This is a genomic window from Amycolatopsis oliviviridis, assembly GCF_014654365.1.
GTDB classification, from domain to species: Bacteria; Actinomycetota; Actinomycetes; order Mycobacteriales; family Pseudonocardiaceae; genus Amycolatopsis; species Amycolatopsis oliviviridis.
The window spans coordinates 194,471-210,709 of sequence record NZ_BNAY01000001.1 but is presented as its reverse complement, the minus strand read 5'-3'; the positions used below and the strand labels follow the sequence as shown (position 1 = coordinate 210,709).

General features: G+C 71.1%; 11 protein-coding genes. 5 read left to right on the top strand and 6 right to left on the bottom strand.

Annotation, left to right across the window (positions count from 1 at the left end):
* Window positions 1–23 precede the first annotated feature (23 nt).
* Complete coding sequence (locus tag IE302_RS00630; RefSeq protein ID WP_191250661.1) at window positions 24–3,032, bottom strand: type I polyketide synthase; 3,009 nt, start codon at window positions 3,030–3,032, stop codon at window positions 24–26.
* Window positions 3,033–3,410: 378 nt separating this feature from the next.
* Here IE302_RS00630 and IE302_RS00625 point away from each other — a divergent pair, with 378 nt between their 5' ends.
* From IE302_RS00625 to IE302_RS00610, 4 genes are all read left to right on the top strand, one after another.
* Window positions 3,411–4,319 carry a phytanoyl-CoA dioxygenase family protein gene (locus IE302_RS00625; RefSeq protein ID WP_229907525.1) on the top strand — a complete coding sequence of 303 codons (909 nt, stop codon included), beginning with the start codon at window positions 3,411–3,413 and terminating at the stop codon, window positions 4,317–4,319.
* 70 nt (window positions 4,320–4,389) lie between these two features.
* Complete coding sequence (locus IE302_RS00620; protein ID WP_191250657.1) at window positions 4,390–5,226, top strand: putative nonproteinogenic amino acid hydroxylase; 837 nt, start codon at window positions 4,390–4,392, stop codon at window positions 5,224–5,226.
* A gap of 52 nt (window positions 5,227–5,278) precedes the next feature.
* Window positions 5,279–6,577 (top strand): activator-dependent family glycosyltransferase, encoded by a 1,299-nt coding sequence (locus tag IE302_RS00615; protein ID WP_191250655.1) that lies wholly within the window; start codon window positions 5,279–5,281, stop codon window positions 6,575–6,577.
* A 48-nt stretch (window positions 6,578–6,625) separates the two neighbouring features.
* Window positions 6,626–7,894 carry an NAD(P)/FAD-dependent oxidoreductase gene (locus IE302_RS00610; protein ID WP_191250653.1) on the top strand — a complete coding sequence of 423 codons (1,269 nt, stop codon included), beginning with the start codon at window positions 6,626–6,628 and terminating at the stop codon, window positions 7,892–7,894.
* A gap of 4 nt (window positions 7,895–7,898) precedes the next feature.
* On the opposite strand, the gene IE302_RS00605 is transcribed toward IE302_RS00610, so the two are convergent.
* From IE302_RS00605 to IE302_RS00585, 5 genes are read right to left on the bottom strand one after another with little or no spacing between them, the layout of a single operon-like run.
* Window positions 7,899–8,615, bottom strand: a complete 717-nt coding sequence (locus IE302_RS00605) for a class I SAM-dependent methyltransferase (protein ID WP_191250651.1) — start codon at window positions 8,613–8,615, stop codon at window positions 7,899–7,901.
* A gap of 18 nt (window positions 8,616–8,633) precedes the next feature.
* Complete coding sequence (locus IE302_RS00600; protein ID WP_229907524.1) at window positions 8,634–9,881, bottom strand: class I SAM-dependent methyltransferase; 1,248 nt, start codon at window positions 9,879–9,881, stop codon at window positions 8,634–8,636.
* Window positions 9,882–9,885: 4 nt separating this feature from the next.
* A complete protein-coding gene (locus IE302_RS00595) occupies window positions 9,886–10,911 on the bottom strand; it encodes a Gfo/Idh/MocA family protein (RefSeq protein ID WP_191250649.1) in 1,026 nt (341 codons plus the stop codon).
* Window positions 10,908–12,329, bottom strand: a complete 1,422-nt coding sequence (locus IE302_RS00590) for an NDP-hexose 2,3-dehydratase family protein (protein ID WP_191250647.1) — start codon at window positions 12,327–12,329, stop codon at window positions 10,908–10,910. Before IE302_RS00590 ends, IE302_RS00595 begins: the two co-directional genes overlap by 4 nt.
* The gene (locus IE302_RS00585) at window positions 12,326–13,489 is read right to left on the bottom strand and encodes a DegT/DnrJ/EryC1/StrS family aminotransferase (protein WP_191250645.1); all 1,164 of its coding nucleotides are present in this window, start codon (window positions 13,487–13,489) and stop codon (window positions 12,326–12,328) included. Before IE302_RS00585 ends, IE302_RS00590 begins: the two co-directional genes overlap by 4 nt.
* Before the next feature lie 342 nt (window positions 13,490–13,831).
* Between IE302_RS00585 and IE302_RS00580 the strand changes: the two genes are divergently transcribed.
* Window positions 13,832–16,234, top strand: coding sequence for an aminotransferase class I/II-fold pyridoxal phosphate-dependent enzyme (locus tag IE302_RS00580; RefSeq protein ID WP_191250643.1), 2,403 nt, complete (start codon window positions 13,832–13,834; stop codon window positions 16,232–16,234).
* The last annotated feature ends 5 nt before the right edge of the window (window positions 16,235–16,239 follow it).

The window sequence follows — 16,239 nt, the reverse complement described above, 5'->3', positions numbered from 1 at the left end:
GGTCGCTGGACGAACGGGTCGCGCTACACGTAGCCGCGGTCGATCAGCTCGAACAATTCGTTGTCTGCGCGGCTTTCGGGGATTTCGGACGTCGTCGGCCCGAGCAGGGAGAAGATGCGGCGCCCGAGCATGAGTGGCGTGGGGTAGGAGAACGCGACGGTGGCGGGGAGCCGCACACCGACCGCGGCGGCGAGCCGGTTGCGGAGCCGCACGGCCATCGCCGAGTCGAACCCCAGGTCCTTGAAGGACACGTCGGGCCTCGCCGCGAGGTCGGTGCCGGTCAGCGCCGCGTCCTTCCCGCTCAGCACCAGCGCCGTCTCGGCGCACACGAGGTCGAGCACCGAGAGCTCCGAGTCCGGTTCCGCGGCCCGGCCGGCGGCGGGTGTGCCCGGGTCCGGGGTGTCGTCCGGTGCGGTCAGCCAGTACCGCTGCCGCTGGAACGCGTAGGTGGGCAGATCCACCGGCCGCCCGCCGGTCAGCGTCGCGGCCCAGTCCACCGGTGCGCCGTGCACGAAGACCTCGGCCAGCCCGGCCAGCACGGCCTCGGGTGCCGGGCGGCCCGGCCGCAGCACCGGGACGAACACCGTGCCACCCGGGTCGTCCAGCACGCCGGAACCCATTTCCGACAGCGTTTCGTCCGGGCCGATCTCGACGAATATCGAAACTCCTCGCGCGGCCAGCGTGGTGACCGTGTCCGCGTATCGCACCGTGCCGCGTGCCTGCCGGACCCAGTACTCCGGGCCCGGCGCGGACTCCGTACCGGTCAGCGCCCCCACCCAGGGCACCCGCGGCGTGGCGTGCTCGAGCCGCGCCGCCACCTTCGCCAGCTCGTCCAGCACCGGGTCCATCCTGTGGGAGTGGAACGCGTGCGAGACACGCAGCCCGCGGGTCCGTCTGCCCTGGTCCTCGAACCCGGTCGCCAGCCGCTTCACCGCCTGCGCATCGCCGGAGACGACGACCGAGGCCGGGCCGTTCACCGCTGCCACCGACACCCCGGCCACACCCGCCACGGCGTCGGTGATCTCCGCTTCGGTGGCCTCCACCGCGATCATCGCGCCCCCGGCGGGCAGCGCCTGCATCAGCCGGCCACGCGCCGCCACCAATGCGCACGCCTCCGCCAGCGACAGCACCCCGGCGGCGTGCGCGGCGGCGATCTCACCCACCGAGTGACCGGCCACGGCGTCCGGTGTGATCCCCGCCGCGGCCAGCAGCGCCACGAGGCCCACCTCGACCGCGAACAGGCCCGCCTGCGCGAACACGGTCTGATCGGCGCGCCTGTCGTCGCTCTCACCGAGCACCACCTCCGCCACCGGCAGCCTCAGCTCCGCCTCCAGCAGCGCACAAGCGTGGTCGAACGCCGCCGCGAAGACCGGGCTCGCCGCGTGCAGCTCCCGCCCCATCCCGGCCCGCTGTCCGCCTTGCCCGGCGAACACGAACCCGACCCGTCCCGCACCACGGGCAGGCACCATCCCGGCCAGCACACCCGGACGCGGCTCACCCGCCGCCAGTCCCGCCAGGTTCGCAGCCAGCTCCCGCCGCTCCGCGCCCAGCACCACCGCACGATGCTCGAACAACGACCGCGTCGACACCAGCGAGTGCGCCACGTCGGCCGCCGACGACGACGCGTCCGTGGCCACCAGGTCCCGCAGCCGAGCCGCCTGCTCCCGCAACGCCGGCTCCGAGCGCGCCGACAGCACCCACGGCAGCACTCCGGCGATCCGGGCCCGGCCCGCGGTGTGCGGGCCGGGCCGCTGCTCCGGTGCCTGTTCGAGGATCACGTGCGCGTTCGTGCCGCCCAGCCCGAACGCCGACACCCCGGCCCGCCGCGGCGAGCTGCGCCAGGGCCGCACGGCCTGGACGACCTCGAAGTCCCGCCGGAAGTCCGGGATCTCGGGGTTCGGCGTCCGGAAGTTCAGGCTCGGCACCAGAAGACCGCGGTCCACGCACAGCGCCGCCTTCACGAAGCCGACGATCCCCGCGGCAGGCTCCAGGTGTCCGACGTTCGTCTTCACCGAGCCGATCATCAGCGGGCGGCTGCGGCCGGTCCTCCGGCTCACTTCCCGCAGGCCGGTCAGCTCGGCCGGGTCGCCGAGGCGGGTACCGGTGCCGTGGGCCTCGACGTAGTCGACACTGTCGAACGGAACCGCCGCGCGTTCGAGCGCGGACAGTACGGTCGCCGCCTGCGCCCCCGGACTGGGATCCGGCATCCGGGAGGACGCACCACCGCTGCCGACACCCCAGCCGCGCACCACGGCGTAGATGCGGTCGCCGTCGGCGACCGCCAGGTCGCGCCGCTTCAGCACGACGAAACCGCCACCCTCGCCCCGGACGAAACCATTGGCCCGCTCGTCGAAGGCGAAGCAGCGGCCGTCGGGCGACAGGGCGCCCAGGTTCGCCAGGCCGAGCCCCGCGGCCGGATCGGCGATCAGGTGAACGCCGCCGACGATCGCCGTGTCGACGGCGCCGCTCCGGATCCGTTCGCCCGCCAGCGCCAGCGCCACGAGTGACGAGGACTGGCCCGAGTCCGCACAGAGACTCAGGCCGCGGAGGTCGAACAGGCCGGAGATCCGGTTCGCGATCAGCGCACCGCTCGAACCGAGCGCGGCGTAGTGGTCGTCCCGGTCGCTGCCGGATCGCTCGCGCAGCGCGTCGTACCCGGAAGGCGCGGCGCCGACCACGACGTCGATCTCGCGGCCGGCGAGCGCGGCCACCGGCAGGCGAGCGTCCTCGACGGCCTCCCAGGCGAGCTCCAGCCCCAGTCTCTGCACCGGGTCCATCGCGGTCGCCTCCGCCGGGCCCACGCCGAAGAACCGCGCGTCGAACCCGTCGACGGCGTCGAGGAACGAGCCCAGCGCCACGGTGTCGGCGTCCGGGTGGGCATCGGGACGCGCGGCGGCCGCCCGGTGCCCGGGAAAGCGTCCGATGGTCGTGCTTCCGTCGAGCAGCAGGCGCCAGAACTCGTCCACGTTGCGCACACCGGGGAGACGGCACGACATCCCGATGACGGCGATGTCGGTGATCGCGCTACTCATGTCCGCCCCCTTCGGCCGCACGGCTCGCCGTCGTTTCTCCATTCCGCCGCCGAACGGGGATGCCCCACACCGATGCCTTCGGAATCGAAAGGAAATGTTCGCCGACCGGGCATCGCGCCCTCGGGCAGTCACCACGCCAGGCTAAAAGGGCGGGAAAACGGAGTGCAAGGAGTCGGCGGTCCGGCCTCCATCGTGGTTGTCTCGCCGACAGGACACGGGGGTACGATCGCCCTCGCCGGCGGGCTTTTGCTGTTCAAGGCGTACTACGGCCCCGGTATCCTTCCCGCGAAAGAATCGGATTTCCGTGGCGGCCGGCATCTGCCGCCGGCCTTTGTGATGCCGATATTCCCGGCGCCGACGCTCGAGAGGACAAGTTTCGTGGACGCGCTCGAAAAGGCCGCGCAAGAGTACTCCTCACAAGGATTCGCCATCATCCGCGACGTCCTGCCGCCGGCTCTGCTGCAGGCGGCCGACGAGCATCTCGCGTGGCTCACGAAAAAGTACCCCGATCTCCGGCCCGAACACTTCCACCACCCGCTGATCCGCAACGACGCCTTCTGGGTCCGGCTGATCACCGACTCCCGGCTGGCCACGATCGCGCGGCACTTCCTCGGCCCGGACATCGCCTGCTTCACGGCCCACTACATCTGCAAGCCGCCCCACGACGGGCAGCCGGTGCTGTGGCACCAGGACGGCGCCTACTGGAAGCTGACCCCGATGGAGGCGCTCACGGTCTGGCTGGCGGTCGATGAGAGCACCACCGAGAACGGCTGCCTGCGCATCATTCCCGGGAGCCACGAGATCCCGCTCCACAAGCCGTCGCCACGCACCGACACGGAGAACATGCTCTACTCCACCGCCGACCAGGAACTGGTCGACGAGTGGATAGCGAAACGAGGCATCGTCGACATCGAGCTGAACCCCGGTGACGTGTCGATCCATCACCCTCACATCCTGCACTGCTCGGAGGGCAACACGTCGCCGAAGCGCCGCTGTGGTCTCGACATCGGCTATATCTCGACCGCCACCAGGATCAGCAGCGACAACCTGTACCTCGACCCGATCCTCGTCAGCGGCGAAGCGAAGGAGGGTATCAACAGGTACCGCCCGTATCCGCTGTACGAGCCGGGAGAATCCATTCCCTTCGACGGTCACGAGGAGTGGAACGAGCGCTTCAGCGTGGACGCCGCGCGACGCGGTACCCCCGGTGCGGCAGGCGAGGAGACACCGCTGGCGACGACGCACCGGATGATCGCCCGCCTCAAGGAAGGCACCGTCGCCCGGTGACACGGTGTTCCCGTCGCCAGGCTCCCGGCATCGAGGTATTCGATAAAAGTCCAGCGTTGGAGGGATTCCCTTGCTCAAGTCGCAGCGGCTAGCGGTGCTGCCCATCGACTCGTACGACCTGGATCGGGAATTGTCGGTCGTGGACCGCCACGACTACGGCGGCGAATGGGGTGCCTTCACCTACGGGGGATGGTCGGCACATGTGCTGGCCAACGGCAGCGGCGCCGATTCCGACACCGCTTTCCGCCCCCACGACGACAGGCTCACGCTCACCGAGCTGGGCAGGAAACTGCCGAACATCATGTCCCTGGTGACCGAGCACTTCCCCACGGACCGGCTGCAGTGGGTGCGCGTCTTCAGCATCCGCGACGGGATCATCGCCACCCACGTCGACTTCCTCGAATTCGACGAGCGGGGCACCAGGTTGCAGATTCCGTTGCGTACCAACGAGGAGTCGCTCCATTCCGAGAACGACATCGTCTATCACATCCGCCGCGGCGAGGTGTGGAAGATTCACTCGACAGACCCGCATGCCGCGCGGAGCACCGCCGATACCGCCCGGCTGTCCCTCTGTCTCGACTTCGCGGATGCCGAGGAGCCCATCGCGTTCCGCGGCGAGATCCCCGCGACCGAGCCGATCCGCGTCATCGAACTGCCCGAGCCGACCGAAGCGGAGCTCGAAAAACTGATCGACGCCGACCGGAACCTGACCCCCGCGACCATGCGGTCGGACTTCCGCCGATTCGCCGAGTTCCACTTCGAGCGGCACGCGCACGCCGCCGAGTCGTTCGACTGGTTCATCGAAGCCGCGCGGCGTACCGGGGACGTCCGCCTGGTCGCGAAGGCCGAGGCCTTCCGCACGTACTGCATCGAGAAGCGGAGCTACGGCGAGGCGTTCCATTGGTAGTCCGTCCGTCGAGCCGGGGCAGGGTTCAGCTCATCAGACAGAGGTGAATAGCTTGCGAGTCCTGTTCGTGACCATTCCCTGGAAATCGCATTTCAATCAGCTGGTGCCGCTCGCCTGGGCACTGCGGTCGGCGGGCCACGAAGTGCGGGTGGCCAGCGAACCGGAACTCCTCGAAACCATCACGGGAGCCGGGCTGACAGCAGTCCGCGTCGGCTCGGACGAGACGCTGAAACAGCGCGTCCGCCGAATGCTGGGCGGGGAGGCCACACCGGGACAGGTCGACTCCCCCTTCTTCGACTCCCTGTACGAGATCGACGACGGGCGCCGGGACGGTCTCCCCCGGGAAGCCATCAGCTGGGTCCTCGACACCCTCGTGGTTCCGCAGATGTGGATCCTGAACGACGAGCTGGTCGACGACCTCGTGCGGTACGGCCGCTTCTGGCAGCCCGACCTCGTGCTGTGCGACGCGCTGACCCATGCCGGCGCGGTGGCCGCGGACGCCGTCGGGGCCGCGCACGCGCGGCTGCTGTTCGGGAGCGACCCGTACCTCCGGATGCGCGGCGACTTCCTGCGCGCGAAGGAGCGGCAGCCGGGCGAGTACCCGGACACGATGCGCGACTGGTACGCGGAATGGGCGAGGAAGTACGGGCGTGACTTCACCGAAGAGCTGATCACCGGCCAGTTCGCGGTCAACGTCATGCCCGAGCGGTGTCGCCTGGAGCCCCACGAGCGGACGCTCTCCCTGCGCTATGTGCCGTACAACGGGCACTCCGTCGTACCGTCCTGGCTCTGTGGAGAACCCCGCGCGCCTCGCGTCCTGATGACGTTCGGCATCACGTCGTGGGATTGGGCCGACCGGGAGACCATCTCGGCCGAGCAGGTGCAGGAGATCCTGGACTCGCTGGCAGACCTCGACATCGAGGTGATTCTCACGCTGCCAGGCGAGGCGCGCGAACTGCTCCGCAGCGTTCCGGAGAACACCCGGATCGAGGACTTCGTCCCGTTGGACGTCGTCCTGCCCACCTGCGCCGCCGTGGTGCACCACGGTGGAGGAGGAGGCTTCAACGGCGCGATGCTGCACGGGATTCCGCAACTCGTCATGACCTACGCCGCCGACGCATCGGTCAAGCGGATCGTGTTGCGGCAGACCGGGGCCGGCCTGTCGATCGCCCCGGACGAGGTCACCGGACAGAAGGTCAGGGAGTACCTGACGCGACTTCTGGAGGACGACGCGTTCCGCGCGGGGGCCGAGCGGCTTCGGCAGGAGGCGCTGGCCCACCCCACCCCCGGCGCGCTCGTACCGGACCTGGAACGGATCACCGCCGAGCATCGCTCGCGTCGCGACCACTGACGAGCGGTTCTTCCTGCCACGTCCCGGCCACATCCCGCAGGAGGCGTGATGGACCAGTCGGAAGCCGTCGTGATCGGCGGCGGGATCATGGGCCTGTCGGCGGCCCTGCACCTGCTCGAAGCGGGTGTGCCGAGCGTTCGGCTGCTGGAACGCGACGGCCTGTGCGAGGGCACCACCGGTGCCGGCGGCGGGTTCCTCGCACCGTGGACGGTGATCTCGCCGCTGCACGGCGCCGACTCCCCGATGAAACCGATCGAGCACTACGGCATGGAGTTCTACGCCAAGCTGCACGCCGACGGCCACGACGTGGACTACCGGCGCAACGGCGTGCTGTGGGTGACCGCCATGGGGCCGGTGCGGGACTGGGACCTGGTCCGGACGCTGCCCAGGAACGTCGCCGACCCGGACAGCCTTTTCGCCGTCGACCGGGGCAAGCTGTCCGAGCTGACCCATGGCCTCCTCACCGCGGACGGTGTGCACGCCGCGTACTTCATGCCCAGTGGTTCCCAGGTCACCACGAGCAAGGCCGGTGCCGCGCTCGCTGAGCGTATCCGCGGGCGCGGCGGCGTCATCGACACCCGGCGGCCGGCGACCGGTATCCACGTGCGGGACGGCAAGGTGACCGGCGTCGGCACCGCCACCGGCGACATCGACTGCGACCTCGTCGTCACCGCCGCCGGCGCCTGGAGCAACACCCTTCTCGAACCGCTCGGCGTGTACCTGCCGGGGGTTCCACAGGTCACCTCGCGGATCATCACCGAGGACCTCGGCCTGCCGGACACGACGCCGATCGTCTTCCTGCAGGGCCTCATGCCGGACGAGCCGGGCGGCGGCACGCTGCTGTGGGTCCGCTGGCATGACGGCGGGCTGCTGTGGGGAGGCCAGTACCACACCTTCCCGCGCGACCTGCTCGTCGGCGCCGCGGTGCCGGACCGGCTCGACGAGATGCCGCTGGACGGTGTCCTGGAGAACCTCCGGGTCGCGACCGCGGCGCGCTTCATGCCTTCGCTGGCCAAGCCATCCAGCATCCGGGTCCGGCACGGCGTGCCCTGCTACACGCCGGACAACCTCGCGCTCGTCGGCGCGGTTCCCGGCATCGACGGGCTCTACGCCATGGGCGGCGACAACGAGCTCGGCGTGATCCACGGGCCCGGGTTCGCCAAGATGCTCGCCGACCACATCGTGCACGGCACGAGCGACCTGGCCGACTGGACACCGTGGCGGCTGGATCGCTTCGGCGACCGGTACACCACCCCGCGGGAAGCCTTCGCCGGCCTCCAGGAGTTCCTGGGCGCGCTGGCCGGATCCACCGACTGACGGCTTATCGCCGCCGGACGCCCACGAGATACCCGGGCAGGTGTGCGGCGCCGGGGACCGGCTCGACCGTGCAGCCGGCGCGGTCGAACGCGGTCCGGTACTGCTCGGTGGTGAACAGGGTGTTGACCTCGTCCTCGTGGAACTGGCGGATCCCGGCCGCGTCGGCGACGACGAAGTGGATTCGCATGTGCGTGGCGTCCCCGCGGCGGGTCGAGTGGGTGATGCGGGAGACGACCCGTCCGTTCTCGCGCACCAGGTGGCCGCCCACGTAACCGTCGAGGAACGTCTCCGGGGTCCACCACGGCTCCACCACCAGCACGCCGCCGGGCACCAGGTGCGCCGCCATGCGCGCGATCGCGGTGTCGAGGGCCGTGCTGTCGGGCATGTACGCGACGGCGAAACCCAGGCAGGTGACCGCGTCGAACGTGCGGGGCAGGCGGATCTCGCGCATGTCGCCGGGGTGCACCGCGGTCCCGCCGAGCCGCTCGCGGGCGATCTCGCGCATCGCCTCCGCCGGTTCGACGCCCTCGACGTGGTCGAACACCGTGGCGAAGGCCGCCAGGTGGGCGCCCGTGCCGCAGCCGACGTCGAGCAGCGTTCGCGCGCCGGGCCGCCGCGCGCGGATCATCTCGGCGATCAGCGCGGACTCGGCGGCCCAGTTCTTTCCCCTGCTGCGGAACACGTCGTCGTAGAGCTCGGCGTGGGCGTGGCTGTAGGCCATGGCTGTCCCTTCCCTGCCTCAGACGATGTGTACGCGCGGGACGTAGCGGATCCAGCGGCCGCCCGCTGCGGCGAAGCCGTGTTCCTTCGCCATGATCTCCTCGGCGTGGTTCCACGCGAACAGCAGCGCGTAGTCCGGGTACGGGTCGGCGAAGGCGGCGGGCGGCCGCACCGGGATGCCGGAGCCGGGGGCGAGCTTGCCGTGTTTCGCCGGGGTGGAGTCACAGATGTAGGGCACGAGGTCGGGCCCGATCCCGCAGAAATTGGTCACGGTGGCGCTCTTCGCCGTGGCCCCGTAGCCGACCACGACGCGGCCCTCGTCGCGCAGCCACCGCAGCAGGCCGACGAGGTCGGCGCGGGCCTGCCGGGTCCGCACGGCGAACCGGTCCAGTGTGCCGTGATCGGCCAAGCCGCGGGCGTGTTCGGCAGTCAGCAGCTCGCCGACGACCGGGGCGACGGGGCGGGCACCCGCGCGCGCGATCGTGAAGCGGATCGTGCCGCCGTGCACCGGCAGCCGGGTGATGTCGACGAGCTCGAACCCGAACCGGCGGGACACGGTGCACACGGACTCCACGGAGAACAGGTAGAAGTGCTCGTCGTAGATCTGGTCGAAGGCGGTGCTGTCGACGATGTCGCCGAGGTACCGGTCCTCTACGACGAACAAGCCGTCCGGGGCGAGCAGGGCGTCCACGCCGCGGAAGACCGAGTCGAGCCGCGCGATGTGGCTGACCGTGTTCGCCGAGTAGATGACGTCGGCCGGGCCGTCCTCGGCGCGGATGCGGCGTGCCGAGTCCTCCTGGAAGAACTCGGTCAGCACCCGCACGCCACAGGCGCGGGCGGTGTCGGCGGCGCCGCCCGACGGTTCGACGCCGAGGTGGCGCACCCCGGCCCCGGCGATGGTGCGCAGCATGACGCCGTCGTTGCTGCCGATCTCCACCACGAACGGGTCATGGACCGCCAGTTCGGTTTCGAGCAGCCGGCGGGCGAAGGCCTCGAAGTGGTCGCGCATGAACGCGGATCCGGACGACCGGTAGGGGTAGTCGGCGTGGAACATCCGCGTGCGGGGGACCTCGTGCGACTGCTGCACCATGGCGCACCCGCCGCAGACGCCGACAGCCAGGTCGTAGTGGAACTCGGCCGACCGGTCGGCCGGATCTCGGAACGCGTCGGACACGGGCTGGCGCCCGAAGTCGAAGAACTCCCGAACGGGCTGACCGCAGAGCCGGCATTCGCGCATGCCTGCCGTGTCGCGGACGTCGGTGATCATCTTGCTACCTCCCTGAGCGACGCCGTATCGGCTGTGGAGCGAGGCTCGTCCACGTCAGGACGGCCTCCGTGAGGGCGACCCCGTGCAGCGACGTGGCCAGGTGCCCGGCCCACTCCCCGGTGCCTTGGACGGCGGCGGCGAAGTCCGCCGCCACCGCCCGGAACTGGTCGAACGGGGAGACGCTGATCTCGGTGTGCCCGCCGGCCCCCTCGACGCGCACGGTCGGGGACAGCGTCGGCGGCGGGGTGAACGCGCGCTCCGCGGTGATCGTCCCCGCACTCCCCCGGACCTGGTAGGCCGCGCGGTAGTAGTGGTCGAATCCGAAGGTCAGGTGTGCGCTGACCCCGCCCGCGGACCGCAGCAGGATGTCGCCGCCGGTGTCCACGCCGAGCCGGTCGTCGTGGTCGAGCACCGCCCCCACGACGTCCCAGTCCGGCCCGAACAGCAGGACCGCCGCGCCGATCGGGTAGTACCCGACGTCAAGCAGTGCGCCGCCCGCGAGGTCGCCCCGGTAGCGGATGTCGTCCGGGGCACGCCGGGGCATCGCCATGGTGGCGGTCAGCACCTTCGGCTCGCCGATCCGACCCGCGTCGATCAGCGAACGCACCAGGGCGTGCTGCGGGTGCCGGGCGAACATCCGGTTCTCCATCAGCACCCGCCCGCGCGCGCCGGCGAGGTCGACGAGCGCGTCGGCTTCTGCGGTGTCGACCGCGAACGGCTTCTCCACCAGGACGTGCCTGCCCGCGGACAGCGCCTTGGCGCACCACTCGGCGTGCAGGCCGGCGGGTACGGCGATGTAGACGGCGTCGATGCCGTCGTCGGCGAGCAGCCGCTCGTAGCCGGTCACCGGCCGGCACCCGAACTCGGCGGCCAGCGCGCCCGCCTTGACCGGGGTCCGGCTCGCCACCGCGACCGGTTCGGTGCCGGGACAGGCCACCAGCGCGGGCAGGGTTCGCCTGCGGGCGATGTCGGCGCAGCCGAGCACGCCGACGCGGACCGGGGCGGGCCCGCCGGTCGGACGGTGGCTCACCGCCCGATCACGCTGTGGAGACAGGCCAGCAGGCTGCGGGCCTGGATGTTGAAGTAATAGCTGTGCCGCAGCAGCTCGGCGCCTTGATGCAGGGTCATCCAACGATGCCGGTCGTACTCGATTTCGGTGTCACCGTCGTCCTCGACTATGAGATAGCGGGTGCGGGCGTGGTAGAACCGCCCGCCTTCCTCGGAGAGGGTCGTGTCGAACCGGACGCGGCCGGCGGGCGCGCCCAGCACCGCGTCGAGGTGGCGGGGGCGGGCCGCCGCGGGCAGGTAGTCGTGGTTGGCCGGCGTGCACTGCACCGCCGGGGCGAGCTCCACCTCGTCGACGAAGCCGGGCTCCGCCCTGGCCTGCACGAGAACGTGCAGCACGCCACCGATGCGCCGCACCACGAACGCCACCAGGCCGGTCTCCCGCACGGCGAACATGGGCTGGCGCCAGTGGGCCACTTCGCGGCCGAATGCCTGCACCTCCACCCCGATCACCTCGAAGAACAGACCGCTGTCGTGGACGATGGCACCGTCGGCGTGGTGCCAGTCAGGCAGACCGGTCAACGGGACGCGGGCGGCGCGCAGGTCGGTACGAGTGCGCATCTCGGTCACCCAGCCGAGCAGCTCGGCCGTGGAGTGGACGCTGCCCGCGCCCGGGTTGCACGAGCGGGCCAGCGCGGCGCCGAAGTCACTGGATCCGGAGTAGGGCACGTGCTCGCCTGCGAAGGGAAGGCAGGACAGCACCGTGCGGGAGTCCATGTTGATCAGGTCGTCGAACGCGAGCAGCCGGTGCAGGCTGGCCAGCGTGAGCCAGCAGAACCCGTCGAGCAGTTCGACGTCCTCGGTCACCTCGACGACCACGTTGCGGTTGCGCTTGCGCCAGAACCAGGAGCCCTGCTCGGACTGGCGCACGTTGGCGATCACCCGATACGAGCCCGGCCGCTGGAAGTAGTGCAGGTACGGCACCGAGTTGCCGCCGTGGACCCGGGTGTAGTTGCTGCGCGTCGCCTGCACGGTCGGCGAGAGCTGCAGGCCGTTGCGGTTGCCCGGCTCGGCCTTGGCCTGCATGAGGAAGTGCAGAACGCCGTCGAACTCCTTGGCCAGGATGCCGAGGATGCCGACCTCGGGCTGGTGGATGATGGGCTGGCACCACCGGTCGACGGGGGCGTCCGCGACCCGCACGTCCAGTCCCTCGATGGTGAAGAAGCGGCCGCTGCGATGGCCGATGACGCCGCTGTGGGGGTCCGCGGACCAGTCGACGAGGGCGTCCAGCGGCACCCGCTCGACACGCATCCAGGCGCGCCGGGACTGCTCGGCGAACCAGTCGGAAAACGACGCGGGTTCGGCGGCGGTCCGGGCACCGACCAGGGCGGACTCGGCCAGGCGCAGGTCGATCGGCCGGGCTCCGGTGGCGACGCGGCTCATGGCACTTCCACCGGCAGGGCTGGCACTCGGGCGGTGACGGCTGCGCGCACCCCGGCGACGACCGCCTCGACGTCGCCGTCGGACAGGCCCTGGTGCAACGGCAGGTTCAGGGTGCGGGCGGCGGCGGACTCGGCACCGGGTAGCCGGGCGTCGGAACCGTAGGCCCGGACCCGGTGCAGCAGCGGGTAGCGCATCGTGGTGTAGATGCCCCGGTCGTAGAGGTCACGGGCGACCTCGTCCCGGATCCCGGCCGGCATCTGCACCCAGTAGAAGTAGTGCGACCCGCGGTGGCCCGGAGGAAGCGCGGGTGGCAGGCCCAGCGCGGGAATGCCCGCCAGCGCACGGTCGTAGTGCGCGACGATCTCGGCGCGCCTGCGCAGGAACCCGTCGAGCCTGCGCAACTGCACGCAGCCGATCGCGGCGAGGATGTCGTTCATCACCGAACGGCGGGAGAACGACGACACGGTGATGTCCCACCAGCGGGTGGCCGTCTGCCCGGCGGCCTGCGCGAACCCGCTGGCCTGTTCCAGCCCGAGGTAGGCCAGCTTGCGGGCCCGCTCGACCAGATCCGGGTCGCGGGCGTAGAGCATGCCGCCATCTCCCGCCACGGCGATCTTGCCGTGGTCGAAGCTCCAGACGCCGAAGTCGCCGAAGGTGCCGCAGGCCCGTTCGCCGATAGCGGAGGCGACGGCGTTGGCGGCGTCCTCGATCAGCACCACGCGGCGCTCGGCGCACAGGTCGGCGATGCGGTCGATCTCTCCGGGGTGTCCGCCGTAGTGCAGCACGAGGACGGCCTTGGTGGCCGGGGTGAGCGCGGCCTCGACGTGCTCGGCGGTCGGGTTGAGGGTGTGCGGGTCGACGTCGCAGAAGACGGGACGGGCGCCGTGAGCGGCGACGGCGTTGGCGGCGCTGACGAAAGCGATGGTGGGCATCACCACGTCACAGCCGGCCCCGAGGCCGGCCAACCGCACGGCTAGGAAGGTCGCCTCGGTGCAGGTGTCCACGGACAGCAGCCGGGTCCCGGCGACGCCGAGGCGGGCAGCGAAAGCGGCCTCGAACTCGGCCACCTTGGGCCCCTTGCCGACCCAGGAGCTGTCGAACACCTCCGCCACCGCCGCCAGTTCCTCGGCTCCCAGCGACGGCTGGAACACGTTGATCATCTCGGCCTCCGCAGCAGCGCGTTCGCCAGGATCGGGAGAGACAGGTCGGTCCGGGTGTGCCGGTCGAAGGGCGGCAGTCGTCAGGTGATTCCCGGTGCCGTCAGGCCTGCCGGATCAGTATGCGGTGTCCACACCGGAAGAGACCGTTGCGAACGGCGGTCGCGGCATTCCGCCTGCCGGGCGGCGACGGTCCTACCGATCGCAAGGCCTCCGGGGGACGATCGTCGTGCACGTCGCCCCGGCGCGAGCGGGCCCCGGCGATGACGTGACACCTGGTCGACGAAACCGCCCCGTCCCGTCGGCAGGACAGTACGGCGGGGCCTCCCGGTAGGAGGCAACGCAGTGACGACCCCGCGTACCGGCGACGCCGCGACCGCCCTGACTCTCGCGGACATCGCCCGTCAGGCCGAGCCACGCCTGAATCCGGCGGTGTGGGATTTCATCGAGGGCGGTGCGGGCGACGAGCGCACGCTCGCGGCCAACCGCGCCGCGTTCGACCGGATCTGGTTGCGCCCCAGGGTGCTCACCGGGAGCGGTGTGCCGCGCGTCGGCACCACCGTCCTCGGCCGGGCGTGGGCGGCGCCCTTCGGGATCGCGCCGCTGGCCTACCACACCCTGGCGCACCCGGACGGTGAGCTCGCCACTGTGCGGGCGGCCGGTGCGGCCGGAATCCCCGTCGCCGTCAGCACTTTCGCCGGCCGTACGTTCGAGGAGGTGGCCGAGGCCGCCACGGCACCGGTGTGGCTGCAGGTGTATTGCTTCCTTGATCGCGCGATCACCGAGAACCTCGTGCGGCGGGCCGAGCGCGCCGGCTTCGAGGCGCTGGTGCTCACAGTGGACACACCGCACCTGGGCCGGCGGGCACGCGACGCGCGCAACGGGTTCACGCTGCCGCCGCACGTCAGGCCGGCGAACCTCCCCTCCCTCGACGACATCTCGCCGGCGGAGCACGCCAGGGCACGGTTCGACCCGGCCCTCGACTGGTCGGTGATCGACTGGCTGCGGTCCACCAGCTCCCTGGCCGTCCTGGTGAAGGGGATCCTGACCGCCGCCGACGCGCTCAGGGCGGTCGAGGCCGGGGTGGACGGCATCGTGGTCTCCAACCACGGCGGCAGGCAGCTCGACGGCGTGCCACCCACACTCGACGTGCTACCCGAGATCGTCACCGCGGTGGCCGGCCGGTGCCCGGTTCTCCTCGACGGCGGGATTCGCCGCGGCACCGACGTCCTGGTCGCGCTCGCACTGGGGGCGGACGCGGTACTGGTGGGACGCCCGGTGCTGCACGGGCTGGCGATCGGGGGCCAGGACGGCGTCGCGCAGGTGCTGGACACCCTGCGCGCCGAGCTGGCCGACGCGATGTCGCTCGCCGGTGTCGCGGCCGTCGACCGGGCAGGCCCCGACCTCGTCACGGCCGCCGGACCGCGTCTCAGGTCCGCCGTGCTGCGCCGTGCGGACCTGCACGGCAGCCTGTCCGATCCGCTCATGGAGACGATGAACTTCCTGAACGAAATCGGGACGCGTCATCCCGAGGCGATCTCGTTCGCGTCGGGACGCCCGCACGACGGGTTCTTCTCGACCGGGCAGATCTTCGACCACATCCAGCGCTACCTCGATCACCTCGAAGACGAGGGGCACACCCCGGACCAGATCCGCGGCCTGATGTACCAGTACGGCCCGACCGCCGGGCACATCCGCGAGCTGATCGCCACGTCACTGCGGCTCGACGAAGGCATCGACGTACCGCCGGAGTCCCTTGTGGTCACCGTCGGCGCGCAGGAGGCGATGCTCGTCGTCCTGCGCGCGCTGATGTCCGGTCCCGCCGACGTGTTGCTGGTCGCCAGCCCGTGCTACATCGGCATCAGCGGTGCGGCCCGGTTGCTGGACATCGAGGTGGTACCGGTGGCCGAGCGGGCGGACGGGCTCGACCCGGGCGACGTCGCCCAGGCGATCTCGGCACAGCTCGCGCGCGGACGCCGGCCGAGGGCGCTCTACGTCATACCCGACCATTCCAATCCGGCGGGCAGGACGATGCGCCTGCCGGATCGGCGGACGCTGCTGGACGTCGCCGCACGACACGACATCCTCGTCCTCGAGGACAGCCCGTATCGGCTGGTCAGCCCCGGACTCCAGGTGCCGACGCTCAAATCCCTCGACACCCGGCGCCGGGTCGTCCACATAGGATCGTTCGCCAAGACGATGTTCCCCGGCGCCCGTTTGGGTTTCGTCATCGCCGACCAGCCCGTGATCGACGTGGCCGGGCGCACCGGGTTACTCGCCGACGAGCTGGCCAAGATCAAGAGCATGGTGACGGTGAACACCGCCACGCTCAGCCAGGCGGCCGTGGCCGGCGCGCTGCTCGCGGCCGGCGGCCGGGTCACCACTGGCGACGCCGGCCCGGCCGCCCACTACGGCGAGTCGCTGCGACTCGTGCTGGAGCACCTCGACAAGCACCTCCCGGCCGAACGCCGCGGCGATCTCGGCGTGGACTGGAACCGCCCGGGCGGCGGCTTCTTCCTGACCGTCTCGGTCCCCTTCCGAGCCGACAACGCGGCGCTGACCCGCTCCGCGGAGCGTTTCGGCGTGGTGTGGACACCGATGTCCTACTTCCACCCCGGAAGCGGCGGGGAACACGGCATCCGGCTGTCCGCCAGCAACCTGACCGCGGCCCAGATCGAGGAAGGGACGGCGCGGTTCGCCCGGTTCGTCGAGGCGGAGATCGGCTCGTCGCACGACGTGAGCGGATGACCGGA

What these genes read in the sequence shown, in the direction of transcription:
- IE302_RS00590 (WP_191250647.1), bottom strand. Translation starts at nt 12,329, where the DNA reads ATGAGCCGCGTCGCCACCGGAGCCCGGCCGATCGACCTGCGCCTGGCC.
- IE302_RS00585 (WP_191250645.1), bottom strand. Translation starts at nt 13,489, where the DNA reads ATGATCAACGTGTTCCAGCCGTCGCTGGGAGCCGAGGAACTGGCGGCG.
- IE302_RS00630 (WP_191250661.1), bottom strand. Translation starts at nt 3,032, where the DNA reads ATGAGTAGCGCGATCACCGACATCGCCGTCATCGGGATGTCGTGCCGT.
- IE302_RS00610 (WP_191250653.1), top strand. Translation starts at nt 6,626, where the DNA reads ATGGACCAGTCGGAAGCCGTCGTGATCGGCGGCGGGATCATGGGCCTG.
- IE302_RS00605 (WP_191250651.1), bottom strand. Translation starts at nt 8,615, where the DNA reads ATGGCCTACAGCCACGCCCACGCCGAGCTCTACGACGACGTGTTCCGC.
- IE302_RS00600 (WP_229907524.1), bottom strand. Translation starts at nt 9,881, where the DNA reads ATGATCACCGACGTCCGCGACACGGCAGGCATGCGCGAATGCCGGCTC.